This is a genomic window from Staphylococcus sp. GDB9P120P, assembly GCF_017893435.1.
Classification (GTDB): Bacteria; Bacillota; Bacilli; order Staphylococcales; family Staphylococcaceae; genus Staphylococcus; species Staphylococcus cohnii.
Window position 1 is genome coordinate 123,614 of the sequence record NZ_JAESNB010000002.1, and the last position, 18,194, is coordinate 141,807.

Annotated in this window: 15 protein-coding genes and 2 tRNA genes; 13 read left to right on the top strand and 4 right to left on the bottom strand. The window is 33.5% G+C overall.

The genetic code is table 11. From position 1 onward, the window contains the following. Positions 1-12: 12 nt before the first annotated feature. Entirely contained in the window at positions 13-1,416 is a 1,404-nt protein-coding gene (dnaB, locus tag KA856_RS00600; RefSeq protein WP_019468526.1) for a replicative DNA helicase, read from the top strand. A 293-nt stretch (positions 1,417-1,709) separates the two neighbouring features. Further along, complete coding sequence (locus KA856_RS00605; protein ID WP_064264657.1) at positions 1,710-2,993, top strand: adenylosuccinate synthase; 1,284 nt, start codon at positions 1,710-1,712, stop codon at positions 2,991-2,993. A 110-nt stretch (positions 2,994-3,103) separates the two neighbouring features. On the opposite strand, the gene KA856_RS00610 is transcribed toward KA856_RS00605, so the two are convergent. Beyond that, on the bottom strand, positions 3,104-4,324 hold the full coding sequence (locus KA856_RS00610) for a macrolide family glycosyltransferase (protein WP_150821834.1): 1,221 nt from the start codon (positions 4,322-4,324) through the stop codon (positions 3,104-3,106). Positions 4,325-4,624: 300 nt separating this feature from the next. On the opposite strand from KA856_RS00610, the gene KA856_RS00615 reads away from it, so the two are divergent. From KA856_RS00615 to KA856_RS00665, 11 genes are all read left to right on the top strand, one after another. Continuing rightward, positions 4,625-4,699, top strand: a tRNA-Glu gene (locus KA856_RS00615). 6 nt (positions 4,700-4,705) lie between these two features. Further along, positions 4,706-4,778: transfer RNA gene (locus KA856_RS00620), tRNA-Asp, on the top strand. Between the two features lie 299 nt (positions 4,779-5,077). After that, positions 5,078-5,527, top strand: a complete 450-nt coding sequence (locus KA856_RS00625) for a MarR family winged helix-turn-helix transcriptional regulator (protein ID WP_192945678.1) — start codon at positions 5,078-5,080, stop codon at positions 5,525-5,527. A gap of 387 nt (positions 5,528-5,914) precedes the next feature. Beyond that, entirely contained in the window at positions 5,915-7,321 is a 1,407-nt protein-coding gene (locus tag KA856_RS00630) for a DHA2 family efflux MFS transporter permease subunit (protein ID WP_119537741.1), read from the top strand. Between the two features lie 343 nt (positions 7,322-7,664). Continuing rightward, a complete protein-coding gene (yycF, locus tag KA856_RS00635) occupies positions 7,665-8,366 on the top strand; it encodes a response regulator YycF (RefSeq protein WP_019468531.1) in 702 nt (233 codons plus the stop codon). 13 nt (positions 8,367-8,379) lie between these two features. Further along, entirely contained in the window at positions 8,380-10,212 is a 1,833-nt protein-coding gene (gene walK, locus KA856_RS00640; RefSeq protein ID WP_119537742.1) for a cell wall metabolism sensor histidine kinase WalK, read from the top strand. Beyond that, entirely contained in the window at positions 10,202-11,542 is a 1,341-nt protein-coding gene (locus KA856_RS00645; protein ID WP_119537743.1) for a YycH family regulatory protein, read from the top strand. The genes walK and KA856_RS00645 overlap by 11 nt, the downstream gene beginning before the upstream one ends. Next, positions 11,543-12,325 (top strand): two-component system regulatory protein YycI, encoded by a 783-nt coding sequence (locus KA856_RS00650; RefSeq protein ID WP_119537744.1) that lies wholly within the window; start codon positions 11,543-11,545, stop codon positions 12,323-12,325. A gap of 444 nt (positions 12,326-12,769) precedes the next feature. Further along, positions 12,770-13,570 carry an MBL fold metallo-hydrolase gene (locus KA856_RS00655; protein WP_103211427.1) on the top strand — a complete coding sequence of 267 codons (801 nt, stop codon included), beginning with the start codon at positions 12,770-12,772 and terminating at the stop codon, positions 13,568-13,570. Positions 13,571-14,306: 736 nt separating this feature from the next. Then, positions 14,307-14,786, top strand: coding sequence for a 23S rRNA (pseudouridine(1915)-N(3))-methyltransferase RlmH (rlmH, locus tag KA856_RS00660; protein ID WP_119537745.1), 480 nt, complete (start codon positions 14,307-14,309; stop codon positions 14,784-14,786). A gap of 106 nt (positions 14,787-14,892) precedes the next feature. After that, on the top strand, positions 14,893-15,807 hold the full coding sequence (locus tag KA856_RS00665) for an HpyAIV family type II restriction enzyme (RefSeq protein ID WP_210138361.1): 915 nt from the start codon (positions 14,893-14,895) through the stop codon (positions 15,805-15,807). 18 nt (positions 15,808-15,825) lie between these two features. Here KA856_RS00665 and KA856_RS00670 read toward each other — a convergent pair whose 3' ends face one another. The 3 genes from KA856_RS00670 to KA856_RS00680 form a co-directional block, all read right to left on the bottom strand. Then, complete coding sequence (locus tag KA856_RS00670) at positions 15,826-16,905, bottom strand: site-specific DNA-methyltransferase (RefSeq protein WP_195722016.1); 1,080 nt, start codon at positions 16,903-16,905, stop codon at positions 15,826-15,828. A 297-nt stretch (positions 16,906-17,202) separates the two neighbouring features. Then, positions 17,203-17,583, bottom strand: a complete 381-nt coding sequence (locus tag KA856_RS00675) for a DNA adenine methylase (RefSeq protein WP_107523547.1) — start codon at positions 17,581-17,583, stop codon at positions 17,203-17,205. 105 nt (positions 17,584-17,688) lie between these two features. Then, positions 17,689-18,192: a DUF1643 domain-containing protein gene (locus tag KA856_RS00680; RefSeq protein WP_115336942.1), complete on the bottom strand. Its 504-nt coding sequence runs from the start codon at positions 18,190-18,192 to the stop codon at positions 17,689-17,691. Positions 18,193-18,194: the final 2 nt, after the last annotated feature.

The following is an 18,194-nucleotide window of genomic DNA, read 5'->3' on the forward strand; positions in this document are numbered from 1 at the left end:
GGTGTAATCATAATGGATGGAATGTATGAACAAAATCAAATGCCCCACAGTAATGAGGCTGAACAATCTGTCTTAGGTGCCATTATCATAGATCCGGAATTGATAAATAGAACTCAGGAAGTCTTACTTCCTGAGTCCTTTTATAGAGGCGCGCATCAACACATCTTTAGAGCCATGATGAACCTCAACGAAGATAATAAAGATATTGACGTGGTTACAATTATGGATCAACTGTCGTATGAAGGACGACTGAATGAAGCGGGTGGCCCACAATATCTAGCAGAATTATCTAGTAATGTACCGACAACTCGAAATATTCAATATTATACAGATATCGTATTTAAGCATGCGACAAAACGTAAGTTGATACAAACTGCCGATAGCATTGCTAACGATGGTTATAATGATGAATTAGAATTAGATACAATATTGAACGATGCAGAACGTCGAATATTAGAATTGTCATCTACACGTGAAAGCGATGGATTTAAAGATATTAGAGATGTGCTTGGAGAAGTGTATGAGAATGCAGAATTACTTGATCAAAATAGTGGTCAAACACCTGGTATCCCAACTGGTTATCGAGATCTAGATCAGATGACCGCGGGTTTTAACCGTAATGATCTAATCATTCTGGCTGCCAGACCATCAGTAGGTAAGACTGCCTTCGCACTTAATATTGCACAAAAAGTTGCTACACATGAAGACCATTTCTCAGTCGGTATATTCTCGCTAGAAATGGGTGCTGATCAACTAGCAACACGTATGATTTGTAGTTCTGGTAACGTAGATTCGAACCGTTTAAGAACGGGTATGATGACAGAAGAAGACTGGAATCGCTTTACAATTGCAGTAGGTAAATTATCTAGAACAAAGATATTTATTGATGATACACCAGGTATTCGAATTACAGATATTCGCTCAAAATGCCGTCGTTTAAAACAAGAACACGGTTTAGACATGGTAGTGATTGATTATCTGCAATTAATCTCAGGTAGTGGTTCAAGATTCTCAGATAACCGACAACAAGAAGTATCAGAGATTTCTCGTACATTAAAAGCGATTGCTAGAGAAATGGAATGTCCAGTCATTGCACTAAGTCAGTTGTCACGTGGTGTAGAGCAACGTCAAGACAAACGACCAATGATGAGTGATATTCGTGAATCAGGATCAATCGAGCAAGATGCTGATATCGTCGCATTCTTATATCGTGATGATTACTATAATCGTGGCGAAGATGAAGACGATGATGATGGAGATACGAACTTTGAACCACAAACAAATGATGATAATGGTGAGATTGAAATTATAATAGCGAAGCAACGTAATGGTCCAACAGGGACTGTTAAATTACACTTTATGAAGCAGTATAATAAATTTACTGATATCGATTATGCACATGCAGACATGGGTTAAGAAAAAAGAATAAAATTTATTTTTTTCCGTATGATTTATAAATTTATTTATTTATCGTACGGTTTTTGTTTGCATTTGGTTCTTTCTTTTTTAATGAAGTATGTGTTGTAATTAAATGGATATCGCTTTGAAAACCTTGATGACACTATGTTTAAGATGTGTGATTGCATTTTTAAACATTTAATGAAATTCGAGAAAATGTAAAAAACCAATGTTCGATTTTTGTTTGCATTATTAGTGTGGTATTGGTAGAATACTTAATGGTTAATTGAGAAAAACTTGGAGGTGCTCATATGTCATCAATCGTAGTTGTTGGGACACAATGGGGAGACGAAGGTAAAGGTAAAATCACAGACTTTTTAGCAGAACAAGCAGATGTTATTGCACGTTTTTCAGGCGGTAATAATGCAGGCCACACAATTAAATTTGGTGGCGAAACATATAAATTGCACTTAGTACCATCTGGTATTTTCTATAAAGAAAAATTAGCAGTCATTGGTAACGGTGTCGTTGTCGATCCAGTAGCACTATTAAAAGAATTAGACGCTTTAAATGAAAGAGGTATTTCAACAGATAATTTACGTATTTCAAACCGTGCGCAAGTTATTTTACCTTATCATATTAAACAAGATGAATATGAAGAAGAACGTCGTGGAGATAATAAAATCGGTACTACGAAAAAAGGTATCGGTCCAGCTTATGTAGATAAAGCACAACGTATTGGTATTCGTGTTGCAGATTTATTAGATAAAGAAACGTTTGAAAAATTATTAAAAGAAAATATTGAATACAAATCAGCATATTTCAAAGGTATGTTTGATAAAGCATGTCCTTCATTTGAAGAAATCTTTGAAACTTATTACGCAGCAGGCCAACGTTTAGCAGAGTTCGTTACGGATACTGCAAAAGTATTGGACGATGCATTTGTAGCAGAAGAAAAAGTATTATTTGAAGGTGCTCAAGGCGTTATGTTAGATATCGACCACGGTACATACCCATTCGTTACGTCAAGTAACCCAGTTGCAGGTAATGTCACTGTCGGTGGTGGTGTTGGTCCAACATACGTATCTAAAGTCATTGGCGTATGTAAAGCTTATACATCACGTGTCGGTGATGGCCCATTCCCAACAGAACTATTTGATGATGATGGACACCACATCCGTGAAGTTGGCCGTGAGTACGGTACAACTACTGGACGTCCACGTCGTGTAGGTTGGTTCGATTCAGTTGTATTACGTCACTCTCGTCGTGCGAGTGGTATTACTGATTTATCAATCAACTCTATCGATGTCTTAACAGGCCTTAAAGAAGTGAAGATCTGTACGGCATATGAATTGGACGGTAAAGAAATCACTGAATATCCAGCGAATTTAAAAGACTTACAACGTTGTAAGCCAATCTTTGAAACATTACCTGGTTGGACAGAAGATGTTACAGGTTGTCGCTCATTAGATGAGTTACCAGACAATGCACGTAGATATTTAGAACGTATCTCTGAATTGTGTGACGTTCAAATTTCAATCTTCTCTGTAGGACCAGATCGTAACCAAACAAACTTATTAAAATCATTATGGTAAGCCATTTACCTATAAAAACTGATTTATAAATTTAAAAAGTAAAATGTTGAAATGAAAGAAACACCTTGTTGATGTAGCCTGATATGGCCATCTTACAAGGTGTTTTTTATTTATATATTTGAATGTGTTATATATTGATCATGAAAATTTAGAATGTGATCGACTGCTAACTGATAACCTGTTTTATTACTAGATTGTATAGATTTAACTTTTCTAATATTACGCTGATAGTTCGGTATATCATCTAACATGTCTAAGACAATTTGTTTTAACTCTTGAGACGTTATATTTTCTAGTTGTAACTGACGACCAACAAGTAGTTTTTCGATTTGGCGAGCTACAACGGGTTGATCTGCACTTTGAGGAAAAGCTAACATAGGTACTTCCATCAACATCGCTTCATTCGTACTATTCATACCCGCGTGTGTTAAAAAGAGTGACGTATGTTGCAATAACTCTGTTTGTGGAACAACATGTGCAACCGTAAAATTAGATGGTATCGCATTAAAATCTTCAAGTTGATTATCATGACCAATGGATACAACAAATGAAGCGTCGATATTTGCAAATGCTTCAAAACAGAGATTGAAAAATTCAATATTTTGATTAAATACCGTTCCAAGAGAAATATAGACGACTGGTCGTGTGGTATCAATGTTGTCCATAAAGCCAGAATCTTTAGGTTCCAGTATGGAAGGACCAACAAACTTGTAATATTCAGGATCAAAGGCGTCATAACCAATTTGGAAACCTTTCATTACATAAGTGATATTAATATTTCCCGGGTTATTCATAACTTCAAAACGAGAAGGAATGGTTACATCATATGTTGATTCAACATGGGCTTTTAAATGATTAAAGGTTTCATCAGCGTGTTGAATTTCTTGATTGCTCACAGTAGAAGTTAAATGATTAATAAATGTTTCAAAAGATGTCTTTGTATGAGCAAATGAAGATACAGATGAAATCGATGGTAAATTTAATTTTTGGGCTAATATATAGCCACAACTAAACATAGAATCATGAATCATATAATCAAAATGCTCATTTTCAGTTTCTCTTAAAATTTGTGGCACAATGATATCTACAGTTTTTAATAAGCCATTGATAACATTGAATAAATGATGATTTTCATGATCAGTGAATGCTGTCATAATCGCTTCTGTAGGTAGCGTTCTAATTTCAGCGCCAGTATCTTTCAATTTATCTTTATACATATCGCTAGCGTAATAAACAACTTCTTCGCCACGATCAACTAATGCTTTAACAACTGCAATTGTTGGGTTTACATGTCCAGCAGAACCTGGATTAACAAATAATATTTTTGCCAATATTGCGCCTCCTTATTTATACTAATTATAATTTTAGCAAAATGAATTTAAAACAAAAAAGATTTTGTATTTATTATTTACATTTTGAAATAAAAATGAAAAAGAACATAATTATAGTAGTGATTGTACATCAATGTCTCTCAAAAGTGAGTTAATAAGCAAATAAAATACTGTTTTGACAGCTTCGAGTATTATTTTCTTACTTTATACATTAATGATAGAAAATTATACTAAATTAATTTAAAAAATAGCTTGTCAACCATAATGAGAGTTGATATAATTTATCTTGTGCTTAAGAGAGGCTCCTTGGTCAAGCGGTTAAGACACCGCCCTTTCACGGCGGTAACACGGGTTCGAGTCCCGTAGGAGTCACCATTTTTAGGTCTCGTAGTGTAGCGGTTAACACGCCTGCCTGTCACGCAGGAGATCGCGGGTTCGATTCCCGTCGAGACCGTATTGCCCATCCAATAGGATGGGCATTTTTTTGTACAATTTTCTACGATATATATTTTAAACTTCATTCTATTGAAGATAGTAGTTATTTATGTATAAACATTAAAGCGTGCACATTCGTTTGTGAAACAAGCGGATGATATGTGAATGCTTAATTTAAATGCTTCATGTTAGTGCAGATTAGCACAGTTCATAAAAGTATCATTGTAAATGCGATGCTGCTTTGCAATAACACTTTTTTATACAATTAAAATAAAAAAGGTTAAACTAAATGTATTGAGTGAGACAAGAGGTGAAACAATGATGACTGTAGATCCAGAATTGAAAAATTTAGATATGCTAGATGTCCTTAGCGAACGACACGGTGCATTGAGGAATATTGTTGAAAACAAAGCAAATGACAAGAACGGGATCCACAACTCCAGTTCAGAATGGTATATCATGGCAAAATTATACGTAAGTAAACTGACGTTTGTTGAAGTAACACAATCGGTTAATTTAACAAGGCAAGCCATTCATAAAGCGATTAAACAATTAGAAGAAAAAGAATTAGTTAAAGTTGAAAACTTAGTTCATAATAAAAAAGAGAAATGTGTGTCATTAACAGATAGCGGCATCGAATGCATTGAACAGTATATGACTTATAAACAATCCATTGAAAAACACATTGCACAAGTCATTGGAACTGAGCAATTACAGCTATTTAAAACGATTTTACATCAAGACTGGCAACTAGAAGACTTACAATAAAATATCCAAGCATGAAGTATTGTGCCATTTTAAAAGCAGTGGTTACAATACTTTTAATTTTGCACTAAATATTGTCAACCTAGTTGACAATAAAAGAGAAATTTTGATACAGTAATGAAGTTGATCGTTCGAGGACATTACTTTGAAGTAACAAATAACGTATACATATCAATGAAAAGATGTGTTTATCATTTAAAATTCATATTGTAAATGCTCAATGATATAAAACAAATTTGAATGGTATATCGAGATAAGTTATGGATCGAAGAGATTAATTTTAAAGGTAAATGCGTACGAAGTTTATCACGTGCGACAGCATTACATATCAATGTTAGGTCTCTTAATAATACTTATACTTCATGGAACCATTAAAAAGGAGTATTTAAAATGACAACGCAAGTAAAAGTAAAGAACCCAAGCATGTACGCACTTGTACTTATGATTGGTGGATTTATGGGATTATTTAGTGAAACAGCGTTAAACATGGCGCTCACAGACATTATGGCTGATTTTCAAGTTTCAGCTGCAGTGGTGCAATGGCTGACGACGGGATATTTACTCGTTATGGCTTGTTTAGTACCTGCTTCTTCTTATTTAATCAAGTGGTTTAATACGAAACCACTTATTATTACAGGAATTGTATTATCACTATTAGGCGTTATTATTGGTGCGCTCGCGCCAAATTTTAGTTTCTTATTATTAGGACGTATTGTACAAGCACTTGGCACAGGTATTTTACTACCAATCATGGTGACAGTATTGATGCTTATATTCCCAATAGAAAAACGCGGTGCCGTGATGGGCATTATGGGTCTAGTGATTACCGCTGGACCTGCGCTTGGACCAACGCTGTCAGGTATCATTATCTCAGCTTCCAGCTGGCATTATATTTTTTGGATTAGTGCGGTTTTATACCTTATCGTTTTATTTATGGCAATTTCAAAAGTAGAAAATGTTGGAGAAATTACCAAACCTAAAATTGATATGATTTCTATTGCATTATCTACAATAGGATTTGCGGGATTAATCTTTGCATTAAGCACATTAGCTGAAGCACCATTTACAAGTACTATTGTATGGTTGCCGTTATTGATCGGCATTGTTGCACTGGCTATCTTTATCGTACGACAATTCAAGATTGATTCGCCGATGCTTAATTTAAACGTATTTAAATATCCAATGTTTGTCATAGGGGCTGCAATGGTTTTCGTTACGATATTATGCATCCTATCTATGGGTATATTGTTGCCGCTATATTTAAAAGGTGCTTTATTATTTAATTCGATTATTGCTGGTTTAATTTTATTACCAGGTAATGCAATCAATTTAATCTTATCCCCGATTGTTGGTTCCTTATTTGATCGTTTTGGTGCTAGATACTTTGGCATTTTCGGATTTTTACTGATGTTTATTGCAGCGTTAACGTTTGCATTAATGATTTCAGTTTCTACACCTGTTTGGGCTATTATTTTGGCATTCATGGTACTTTTCTTTGGCATATCGATGGTCATGATGCCAGCACAGACAAACGCTTTAAATCAATTGCCGCACCACCTTTATGCTGATGGTTCAGCAACGATTACAACGTTAATCCAAGTAGCAGGTTCAGCTGGTACTGCGATTGCCATTACGATTTATAGCACAGCAATGCGTAACTTTGGCGCAAGTCATCCAAATGCAGAACAAGAAGTTGTACTGTCTTATGGTATCCAATATGCCTGTTTCTTTATTGTAATATTGACAGTTATCGGATTTATATTATCGCTCTTCGTTAAAAAATCTAAAAATATTTAATATTATCAGTGATGCATATCCAGTATAAGCGACATCATGTTCAAATTTTGAGTAAGGTATCTCAAAATACCTTAGTCAAAATAACATGACCCTTGCTGAGATATGTATCACTTTTTTATAGACTATGGGCAATATAGTCGCACAGTGATATCATGTTGTGTAGGCTTAATATACCTATAATTAACCTATTAATAGTAAAAAATGTTATAATTTTACAATATACCAATTTATTTTTTTGTTTAGAAAAATAGAATTAGCACGCTATAAATGGTAAATTATATTATAGAGAAATGTGTAGAAAAATATGTAAACGTACTACAATTTAGAAATGAGGTTTATAAATATGGCTAGAAAAGTTGTGGTAGTAGATGACGAAAAACCAATTGCTGATATTTTAGAGTTCAACTTGAAAAAAGAAGGTTATGAAGTATTCTGTGCATATGATGGCAATGATGCAGTAGATTTAATATATGATGAAGAACCAGACATTGTCTTATTAGACATTATGTTACCTGGTCGCGATGGCATGGAAGTATGCCGTGAAGTACGCAAAAAATATGAAATGCCAATAATTATGTTAACTGCAAAAGACTCAGAAATCGATAAAGTATTGGGTCTTGAACTGGGCGCCGATGACTACGTGACGAAACCATTTAGCACGCGTGAATTAATTGCGCGTGTCAAAGCAAACTTACGTCGTCATTATTCACAACCAGCACAAGAAGTGAACGATGCATCTAATGAAATTACAATTAAAGATATTGTTATCTATCCAGATGCATATTCTATTAAAAAACGTGGTACAGATATTGAATTAACACACCGTGAATTCGAACTGTTCCATTATTTATCTAAACACATGGGTCAAGTTATGACACGTGAACATTTATTACAAACTGTTTGGGGCTATGACTATTTTGGTGATGTACGTACAGTAGATGTAACGATTCGTCGCTTACGTGAAAAAATTGAAGACGATCCATCACACCCAGAATATATAGTGACACGCCGTGGTGTTGGATACTTCCTCCAACAACACGATTAGGGGACAATATTAAATGAAGTGGCTTAAACATTTTCAATCTCTACACACGAAACTTGTTATTGTCTATGTATTGTTAATCGTAATCGGTATGCAGATTATCGGTTTATACTTTACCAATAGTCTAGAAAAAGAATTAACACAAACATTTAAAAATAATATCTCGCAATACGCGAAACAAATAGAAATTAATATAGAAAAAGTCTATGACGAAGACAACTCAGTCAATGCACAAAAAGAAGTTCAAAATTTATTGAATGAGTATGCCAATAGACAAGAAATAGAAGAAATTCGTTTTATTGATAAAGATCAAATTATCATGGCTACCTCAAAGCAGTCTACGCGTAGTCTAATAAATCAAAAAGCTAATGACAGCTCCATACAAAAAGCGCTATCTCTAGGAGAAATTAATAGCCATACAGTATTAAAAGACTATGGTAATGGAAAACAACGTGTGTGGGTCTACAATTTACCAGTAAAGACATCAGATGATGGCACAATTGGTGATGTTTATATAGAAGCAGATATCAACGATGTATATAACCAATTAAGTAACATCAACCAGATCTTTATTGTTGGGACAGGCATCTCGCTATTAATTACAGTGATACTAGGTTTCTTTATTGCGCGCACAATCACAAAGCCAATTACCGATATGCGTAACCAAACCGTTGAGATGTCTAAAGGTAACTATACGCAACGTGTTAAAATTTACGGTAATGATGAAATTGGTGAACTTGCACTAGCCTTTAATAATTTATCCAAACGTGTACAAGAAGCACAAGCAAATACTGAAAGTGAAAAACGACGTCTAGACTCTGTCATTACGCATATGAGTGATGGTATTATCGCAACCGATCGTCGTGGCCGTGTGCGTATTGTCAACGATATGGCATTAACGATGCTAGGCATGTTGAAAGAAGAAATTATCGGTCATTACATGTTAAATATGCTTAAATTAGAAGAAGATTTTTCATTAGATGAAATTCAAGAAAATAATGATAGTTTCTTATTAGATATCAATGAAAGTGAAGGTATAATCGCTCGTGTAAACTTTAGTACAATCGTACAAGAGACTGGCTTCGTTACAGGTTATATTGCCGTACTTCATGACGTAACAGAACAACAACAAGTTGAACAAGAACGTCGCGAATTCGTGGCGAATGTTTCACATGAATTACGTACGCCGTTAACATCCATGAATAGTTATATCGAGGCATTAGAAAGCGGTGCATGGAAAGATGATGCGTTAGCGCCACAATTCTTATCAGTAACACGTGAAGAAACAGAACGTATGATTCGACTCGTAAACGATTTACTACAATTATCAAAAATGGATAACGAATCAGATCAGATTACCAAAGAAATTGTCGACTTTAATATGTTTATCAATAAAATTATTAATCGCCATGAAATGTCAGCGAAGGATACAACATTTGTACGTGAGATTCCAAAACAAACAATCTTTACAGAAATTGATCCAGATAAGATGACACAAGTGTTTGACAATGTCATTACCAACGCAATGAAGTATTCACGTGGTGATAAACGTGTTGAGTTTCACGTGAAACAAAACTCACTGTATAATCGTATGACCATCCGCGTCAAAGATAACGGCATTGGTATCCCTATCAATAAAGTAGATAAAATCTTTGATCGTTTCTACCGTGTAGATAAAGCACGGACGCGAAAAATGGGTGGTACAGGATTAGGACTAGCCATTTCTAAAGAAATTGTCGAAGCACATAACGGTCGCATCTGGGCAAATAGTGTAGAAGGACAAGGTACGTCAATCTTTATTACACTTCCATGTGAAGTACTAGAAGATGGTGATTGGGATGCAGAGTAAAGAACTAATTAAATCTATTATCCTATTTCTTTTAGTACTCATGAGTGCGATTTTGACGTATATGACATGGAACTTTTCACCTGATTTGGCTAATGTAGATAAACAAGACAATAGTAAAAAAGAAGCGAAATCAAATACAATCGGTAAACCTTTGAAACAAGGAATGCCTCAAGTGATCACACCATACCAAGTTATTCACTCTAAAGGTGAAAGCACAGAAGGTATGGAAGCAACACGCAGCAATGTCGAAGAAATAATTAAACCTTTAAAAAATCATCGTGTATTACACGCTGAACAAATGCACAGCAATCATAATTTAATTATTCCAGACTTGAGCGATGAATTTTTAGTATTGGACTTTACCTATGATATGCCACTTGCTACATATTTAGGACAAGTATTAAATATCAATGCCAAAGTACCCAACAACTTTAAATTTGATCGCCTGTTAATAGATAACAATCAAGACGGCAAAATTAAACTTTATGCGATTAGTAAAGATAGACATAATGTTGTACGCATGACCACAACGGTGAAGACAGATAAATTCACACAAGCATTGGAAAACCAGCATAAGCATATGCAACCATACACAGAAATTATTACCAATAAAGATACGATAGATAAAGCGACACATATCTTTGCGCCGAAGTCACCAAAAGGACAAAAATCCTACCATACAATCTATAATCACATTAGTGTAGATACCATGAATTCAATACTATTTAACGATTCAGTAGTAGTGCGTAGTTCAAGAAGCGGTGCAGTCACTTACAACAATAATACAGGAGTGGCCAACTACAACGATGAAACCGAAAAATATCGCTACACAAATCTATTAGAAGATGAAAACCGTTCAACGAACATGCAAGAAAGCATTCCAAGCACCTATGCATACATCAATAATCACGGTGGTTTTACAGATGATTTCAGATTATTCCATACGGACGATAAACGTGGCGATCTGACTTATCAATTGTTCTTGAATGGACGACCAACGTTTAACGACGACGATTTAAATACATTGAAAGTCTCTTGGGGCAATAAAGGTATTTATAGCTATGCGCGTACGTTATTAAAAGCGAATGTAACTATTGATAGTGGCGAAAAAGAAGTCAACCTGCCAGGCGCTGAAACTGTCCGTTCGGAACTAGCCAATAATCCTGAAGTAGATTTCGAAAAGGTAACAAACATGACCATTGGTTACCGCATGGAAGATAAACAGGACAACGGAGATATAGAAATCCAGCGCAATAGTGAGTTTAAGCCATGTTGGTATGTAGAGTACGATAATAAGTGGCGTGCATACAAAGATGGGGGGCTAGAATAAATGAACTGGAAACACACGAAAACATTATTTATTTTTGTATTTATTCTAGTGAACATCAGCCTTATCATCATCTATATTGATAAAGTCAACAAATCTCATATTAACGATAGCGCCGACGAAAATGCAGTGAATTTTAAACAAGAAAAGATAGAAATTCCTGAAAATTTGCCAAGCGTTAAAAATATAGAAATGCAACTACTCACTGCAAGATCTAATGATTTTTCATCTTATGCAAAAGCACGTTCAAGTATTACAAGCGAAGAAGCCGGTCAAAAAATCAAAGGTGAAATCAATGATCCAATTGATGTAGGTAACGATCAATACACAGATTTAAAATCGTATGTTAAAGATAAAATCTTTAAAGGTCAAAATTACGAAATGAGTAAAATTGACGATAAAAATGTTACTTTTGAACAGACTTATAACGACTTTCCAATCATGAATAATAGTAAAGCACAACTCAAATTTAATATCAATGACGATGGTAAAGCATCAAGCTACAGACAAACAGCTATGAAATCCATAGAGCCATCAGAAGGTGCTAACAACGATAAGAAACAAGTAAACACTGCGAAAAGCGCGATAGAAGCACTTTATTATAATCGTTACCTTAAACGAAACGATGAAGTGACCAACGTCCGACTCGGCTATTATACCGTTGTTAAAGAACCTAACGTGCAAGTACTAGAAGCCAATTGGGAAATCAAAGTAAAACATAAAGACGAATCCAAGACATATTACGTCGAAGCTATTTCAGACAGTCCCAAAATTGTTGAAGAATAGTGCGGACATAGCATTTATGACTTCACACAAGCATACCGTTTAGTGAGTGTTGAAGATTTATCATAAAAATAAGAGAGCGGATATACGAAATCAAAAGTATTAACATTGATTTTGATACCGCTCTTTTATTATGTACATAGGCCACAGTATTTTAAAAATCAAGATACCACATTAAACAATAAATTCAATTTAAGCTTCAAAGTATGTTAAAATAGATTATTGTTAAATAAAGGTTATAAACCAACTGCGTTGATTTAAGATGAACGCATGTAAACATAAATATGTACCACATGGGATAGTTCAAAAGTACATAATTTAAAAAACAGTTTCAACAGATAACAGATATAAAAACTTTAATAATTAGACAGAGGGCATGTTGAGGTCACATAAACCGTAGACTGCCTATACAAATTATAAGCAACGAGTGTTTATCGATTAGAAAGGGTGAATCGCTTGATACGAATGAGTGTATTAGCGAGTGGTAGTACAGGTAACGCCACTTATGTAGAAAGTGATAAAGGTAGTATTCTCGTCGATGCAGGCCTGACAGGTAAGAAAATGGAAGAACTGTTTGGTCAGATCGACAAACAAATTAAGCATTTAAACGGCATTTTAGTAACACATGAACATTCCGACCATATTAAAGGCCTTGGTGTCTTAGCACGTAAATACGGATTGCCAATATACGCAAACGAAAAAACATGGTCGGCAATCGAAAAGAAAGATAGTAAAATCCCAATGGATCAGAAATTCATTTTTAATCCATACGAGACTAAGTCTATTGCAGGCTTTGATATTGAATCATTCAACGTGTCTCACGATGCCATAGATCCACAGTTTTATATCTTCCATAATAATTATAAAAAATTCACGATACTTACAGACACAGGCTACGTTTCAGATCGCATGAAAGGCATGATTCAAGGCAGCGATGCTTTCGTATTCGAAAGTAATCACGACGTTGACATGCTTCGCATGTGTGGCTATCCATGGAAGACAAAACAACGTATCCTCAGTGATATGGGACACGTATCTAATGAAGATGCAGGGCTCGCCATGACAGACGTCATTACAGGCAGTACGAAACGCATCTACTTATCCCACTTATCACAAGATAACAACATGAAAGACCTTGCTCGTATGAGTGTTGGCCAAGTCCTAAACGAACACGACATCGATACAGAAAAAGAAGTACTCCTCTGCGACACAGACAAAGCTCAAGCTACACCAATATATACACTATAATAAGCAGCCCTTGCCCTTCATTGAAGCGGTTAGGGCTTTTTTATGCACTACCTAAGACTACTGTAAACTATTGTTGAAACGGCTTGTTTGAAAAGTTAGAGGATCTTGATGGATTTGCTGAAGATGATTCGAAGCGTAGTTGGAATATGAAGTGAAATTGAGTAATTTTTAACACGATGGCTAAACGTAAATCTAGTTAAAGCAGCAGTTTTCATATTATTGAGTTATCGAAGAGTTATGCATGAACCATAGTTCAGTATCATTTTAACCCTAGTCATCTTGCTGTGATGACACGACGAAAACATTTTAACTAAATTAGAGGTTTGTTTAACTATCAATTTTATAAAATGACGAGCTAATTAAAGTAGTTACATATATGCATTTATCTGATAATTTATAAACAGTGGATAACTTACCTTATAGCATGAATTAATATGAGATTTTGTAAAATAAACGTAAATTTTGTGAATAAGTATGTAAGACAATCGGCAACTTATCCACGTATTTATCCAAAGTTATCCAGAGATGTGCACAATTAACAGAGAAACACCCACATTATACACAGAGTTATCCACAAATAAACAGGTTATCCACTCTTTCTTGTGAAAAAAACGTAAAATATTTTAAAATATCGTATACATTCCTGTTATAATAAGAGAGAATTGTGTGAATAAGTGCATAACTTGTGGATAAGTCTAATAACTATTGATTTTTAAGCTTTTACAGGAGGCATATTATGAAAATTACTATACTTGCAGTTGGCAAATTAAAAGAAAAATACTGGAAACAAGCCATAGCTGAATACGAAAAACGTTTAGGTGCGTATTCCAAAATTGAAATTATTGAAGTACCAGATGAAAAAGCACCCGAAAATATGAGTGACAAAGAAGTTGAACAAGTGAAAGAAAAAGAAGGCCAACGCTTACTAGCAAAAGTAAAACCACAATCCACAGTCGTTACTTTAGAAATAAAAGGCAATATGCTGACTTCTGAAGGACTTTCTAAAGAATTAGAAAGCCGCATGACACGTGGCCAAAGCGACTTCACATTTATTATAGGTGGTTCCAATGGCTTGCATCAAGACGTCTTAAACAGAAGCGACTACGCCTTATCATTCAGTAAAATGACATTTCCACACCAGATGATGCGCGTCGTCTTAATCGAGCAAGTCTACCGTGCGTTTAAAATCATGCGCGGTGAAGCGTATCATAAGTGATGCGGTTTTTAGAAATAATAGAAATTCAAATGAAAGTTTGAGTAGATAGTACTATAATATGAATAGAGATATAATTATTTAGAATGTTTAATGGAGGGTAATAATTATGAATTACAGTGACTTTAAGCAAGTATTAGATGATACGTTGTTTACTGATGCAAAAGTAACATTGTTAAAAAATTTAAAAAAAAATCCATCAAGATTTGTTGGGATTTTTAGAGCTTCAACACCAAAAGGTAAACTTATTCAAAACTTTACTCAATCTTTGGAAATCAAGTATGGTGATGCCTTAGAGAGTGTATTCAGGGAGATGTTTAGTGATTATGGATTGGAAAAGTTGCCACAAGATTATAAAAATCCAAAAAATGGTAAAGACTTAAATGTGGATCAAGTTTTTAAATATGGTAATAAAGTTATTTTTATAGAACAGAAAATAAGGGATGATCATGATAGTACTAAGAAAAGCGGTCAATTTACCAATTTTAAAGATAAATATAACGTATTAAAAGATTACTATAGAGGCTATAAAATAATCGGCAGTATGTGGTTTATTGATGATAGTTTAGTGAAAAATAAAAAGTACTATATTACAGAATTGGAAAAATTAGAGAAATCAGATGATGAGTTTTGTTTGGCATATGGTGGAGAAATATTTAAATTCTTAGCTAATGAATTAGACATTAATGAGTTACCTGATATGTGGTATGAAATTTGTAAATATCTAGAATTATGGAAAAAGGATATTCCTGATTTGCCAGAATTAAATTTTGATAAAGATCCAGAAGAAACAATGCGCGCTTTTAAAACAATTATTGAAGAAGAAAGTATATCGTTTTTGAGTAAATTATTTGAAAATGATAAAGTAGTTGATTATATTTTTCCAATCATATTTCCTGAAAAGAAATCACTTTTACTTTTAAAACAATTTATTAATGCACAAATTGAAGAATATGATTTTACTAGTAGAAAAATGAAAAATTATGAAAAAATTAATGAAAATCTAGGAAAAATAATAAAATAGCCTATATAGGCTATTTTATTATGAGTATTTTTCACGATATAATTTACGATAATGGTCGATTGAAATATATTTATTATTACGTTTAACATACCAATAATCCCAACCGTTAGCTCTTTCCAAGCCTTTTAAAATGCCAGCTAATGAGTGAATAGAATAATGTTTTCCATTGTATAACAATTCTTTGACATCTGAGATAACTGCATACTCCTCAGTTTTATTAAAGTAAATGTATTCATTCTTGTCTATAAAACCTTCTTCTATCAGTTTTTTAAAGGGAACACGTACTAATTTTTTATCAAGTACTGCATTTACATAATCATCATCAATAACTACTTGATTTTTAATTCTTTGTTCAGCGTAGTGTATATATTTTTTATCTTGTTCAATACCAATATAATTTCTACCAAGTTTTTTTGAAATTGTGGCTGTTGTTCCGGTTCCTAAAAAAGGATCTAATATAGTATCGCCCTTTTTAGTACTAGAAATAATTATATTGTAAAGCAATTTTTCGGGCTTTTGTGTTTGATGTAATTTATTCCCATCAATATCTTTTAATCTTTCTGAACCACTTGCAACTGGTAATTCCCATATGCTTGTCATTTGTTTGCCATTATTTATATTTTTCATTGTTTTATAGTTAAAAGTATATTTTGTTTTTTTATTAGGCGTTGCCCAAAGTAATGTTTCTTGAGCATTAGTAAACTTAGTACCTCTAAAATTTGGTGTTGGATTACTTTTTTTCCAAATGATATCATTAATTAGCCAAAATCCTAATTCTTGTAACAAATCACCTATTATATAAATGTTTTGATATGAACCTATTATCCAGATTGAAGAATTTTTATTTTTTAGTATTCTTTGACATTCTATTAACCACTTTCGACAAAAATCTTTATATGCTTTTATACTGTCAAATTTATCCCAACTTTCATTAGAGACACCATTAAAATTACTTCCGTTTACTCGAGTTAGTTCTCCTTGTATTTGCATATTATAAGGAGGGTCTGCAAAAATTAAGTCTATTGAATTTGACTCAATTAATTTTAATTTTTCTATACAATCACCTTGTAATATAGAATTAATATAATTGTTTTTCATTGTTTTATTTACCTTTCTATTTAAAATTAATATAAATATGAAACTCTTAATATCCTAATACTTAGAGTATTAGCTTGTAAATGAGAATTTTTTAGGATAATTATAAGGATATCATATTTTTATAATAGGGTAGCTTATAATGATGATAAAATGTATTATCTTAGTAACAGTTTACTTGCTTAAACGTATTGTGTAACAATTAGTGGATAAATCTTAAAAAATTTTAATATCGAGTTGATACTGTATTTTGAGTAGAGTAATTCACCTATTAAAAAATGATATTACATAGACGTTATTTTACACTTTGAATTCAGGCATGTGTTTATAATACGTTCTCGTAGACTTTAGTAATTTTAAATTGTGAATATAGCGAAGCAAATATTCATTTTTGTTATCAATAATTATGTTTCGTGTTTCCATCCAAATATTGTTTATTTTTTCTAAAAATGTTATGAATTTTTCATCGTTATTTTTAATTGCTTTATAATAAAGCATAAGTTCTTTTGAGCTATCGTTAATGAATGATTTGTTCTTCGGAAGTGTGTCGAAGAAAACAGCTCCTCCCCCAACAAATGGTTCAATGTAATTGTCAATAATTTTTGGTTGATATTTTTTAATTATTTTTAACTCTGCGCTTTTACCACCAGGGTATTTTATTATTGGTTTAATAGGTCTCACCTCAGTTTAATATGTTATTAACTCGATTTTATATTATATCATAAAGTAACTTTGCTAGAACATATTCTTACTTTATAAAAAGGAAAAGTTAGCATTTTTCAATTACTAACCTTTTAGAATCCATTTTTGTCTTGCTTGAGGATTTAATGGATGCATAATATCGTTAGTTTTTGGATTGATGAGCTTCTTAATTTTCTTCTTATGTTCTTTAAGTAATTCATATACTTGTCCAACCCTAGCCTGGACGTTCGGCTTTTTGGCATATGATCCCCAAGCTAGTATCACTGCATCACTATCTGAAGCAGCCTTCATAATATGAATGTCACTGTGTTTATCGTAAGCATCCTTCGAATGCTTTAAGTTTTTAGGTGTAGTGATATTTGAATAAAGATTAACGAAGTGCACTGTACCAATATCTTGTTGTGATAGTTGATTGATAATGAGTTGTGTAGTGAGATCGATATTTATAATGCCATCGTAGTTTGGATACATTGTGATGACTGTAGCAGTCTTCTTGCTATCGTCCCATGTCTTTGTTAGTAAGTAGCGGTGAGTTCTCTTTTCGTCAAATATTGCAGTAGTGACAAGTGTATTTGTGATATTTTCCATTG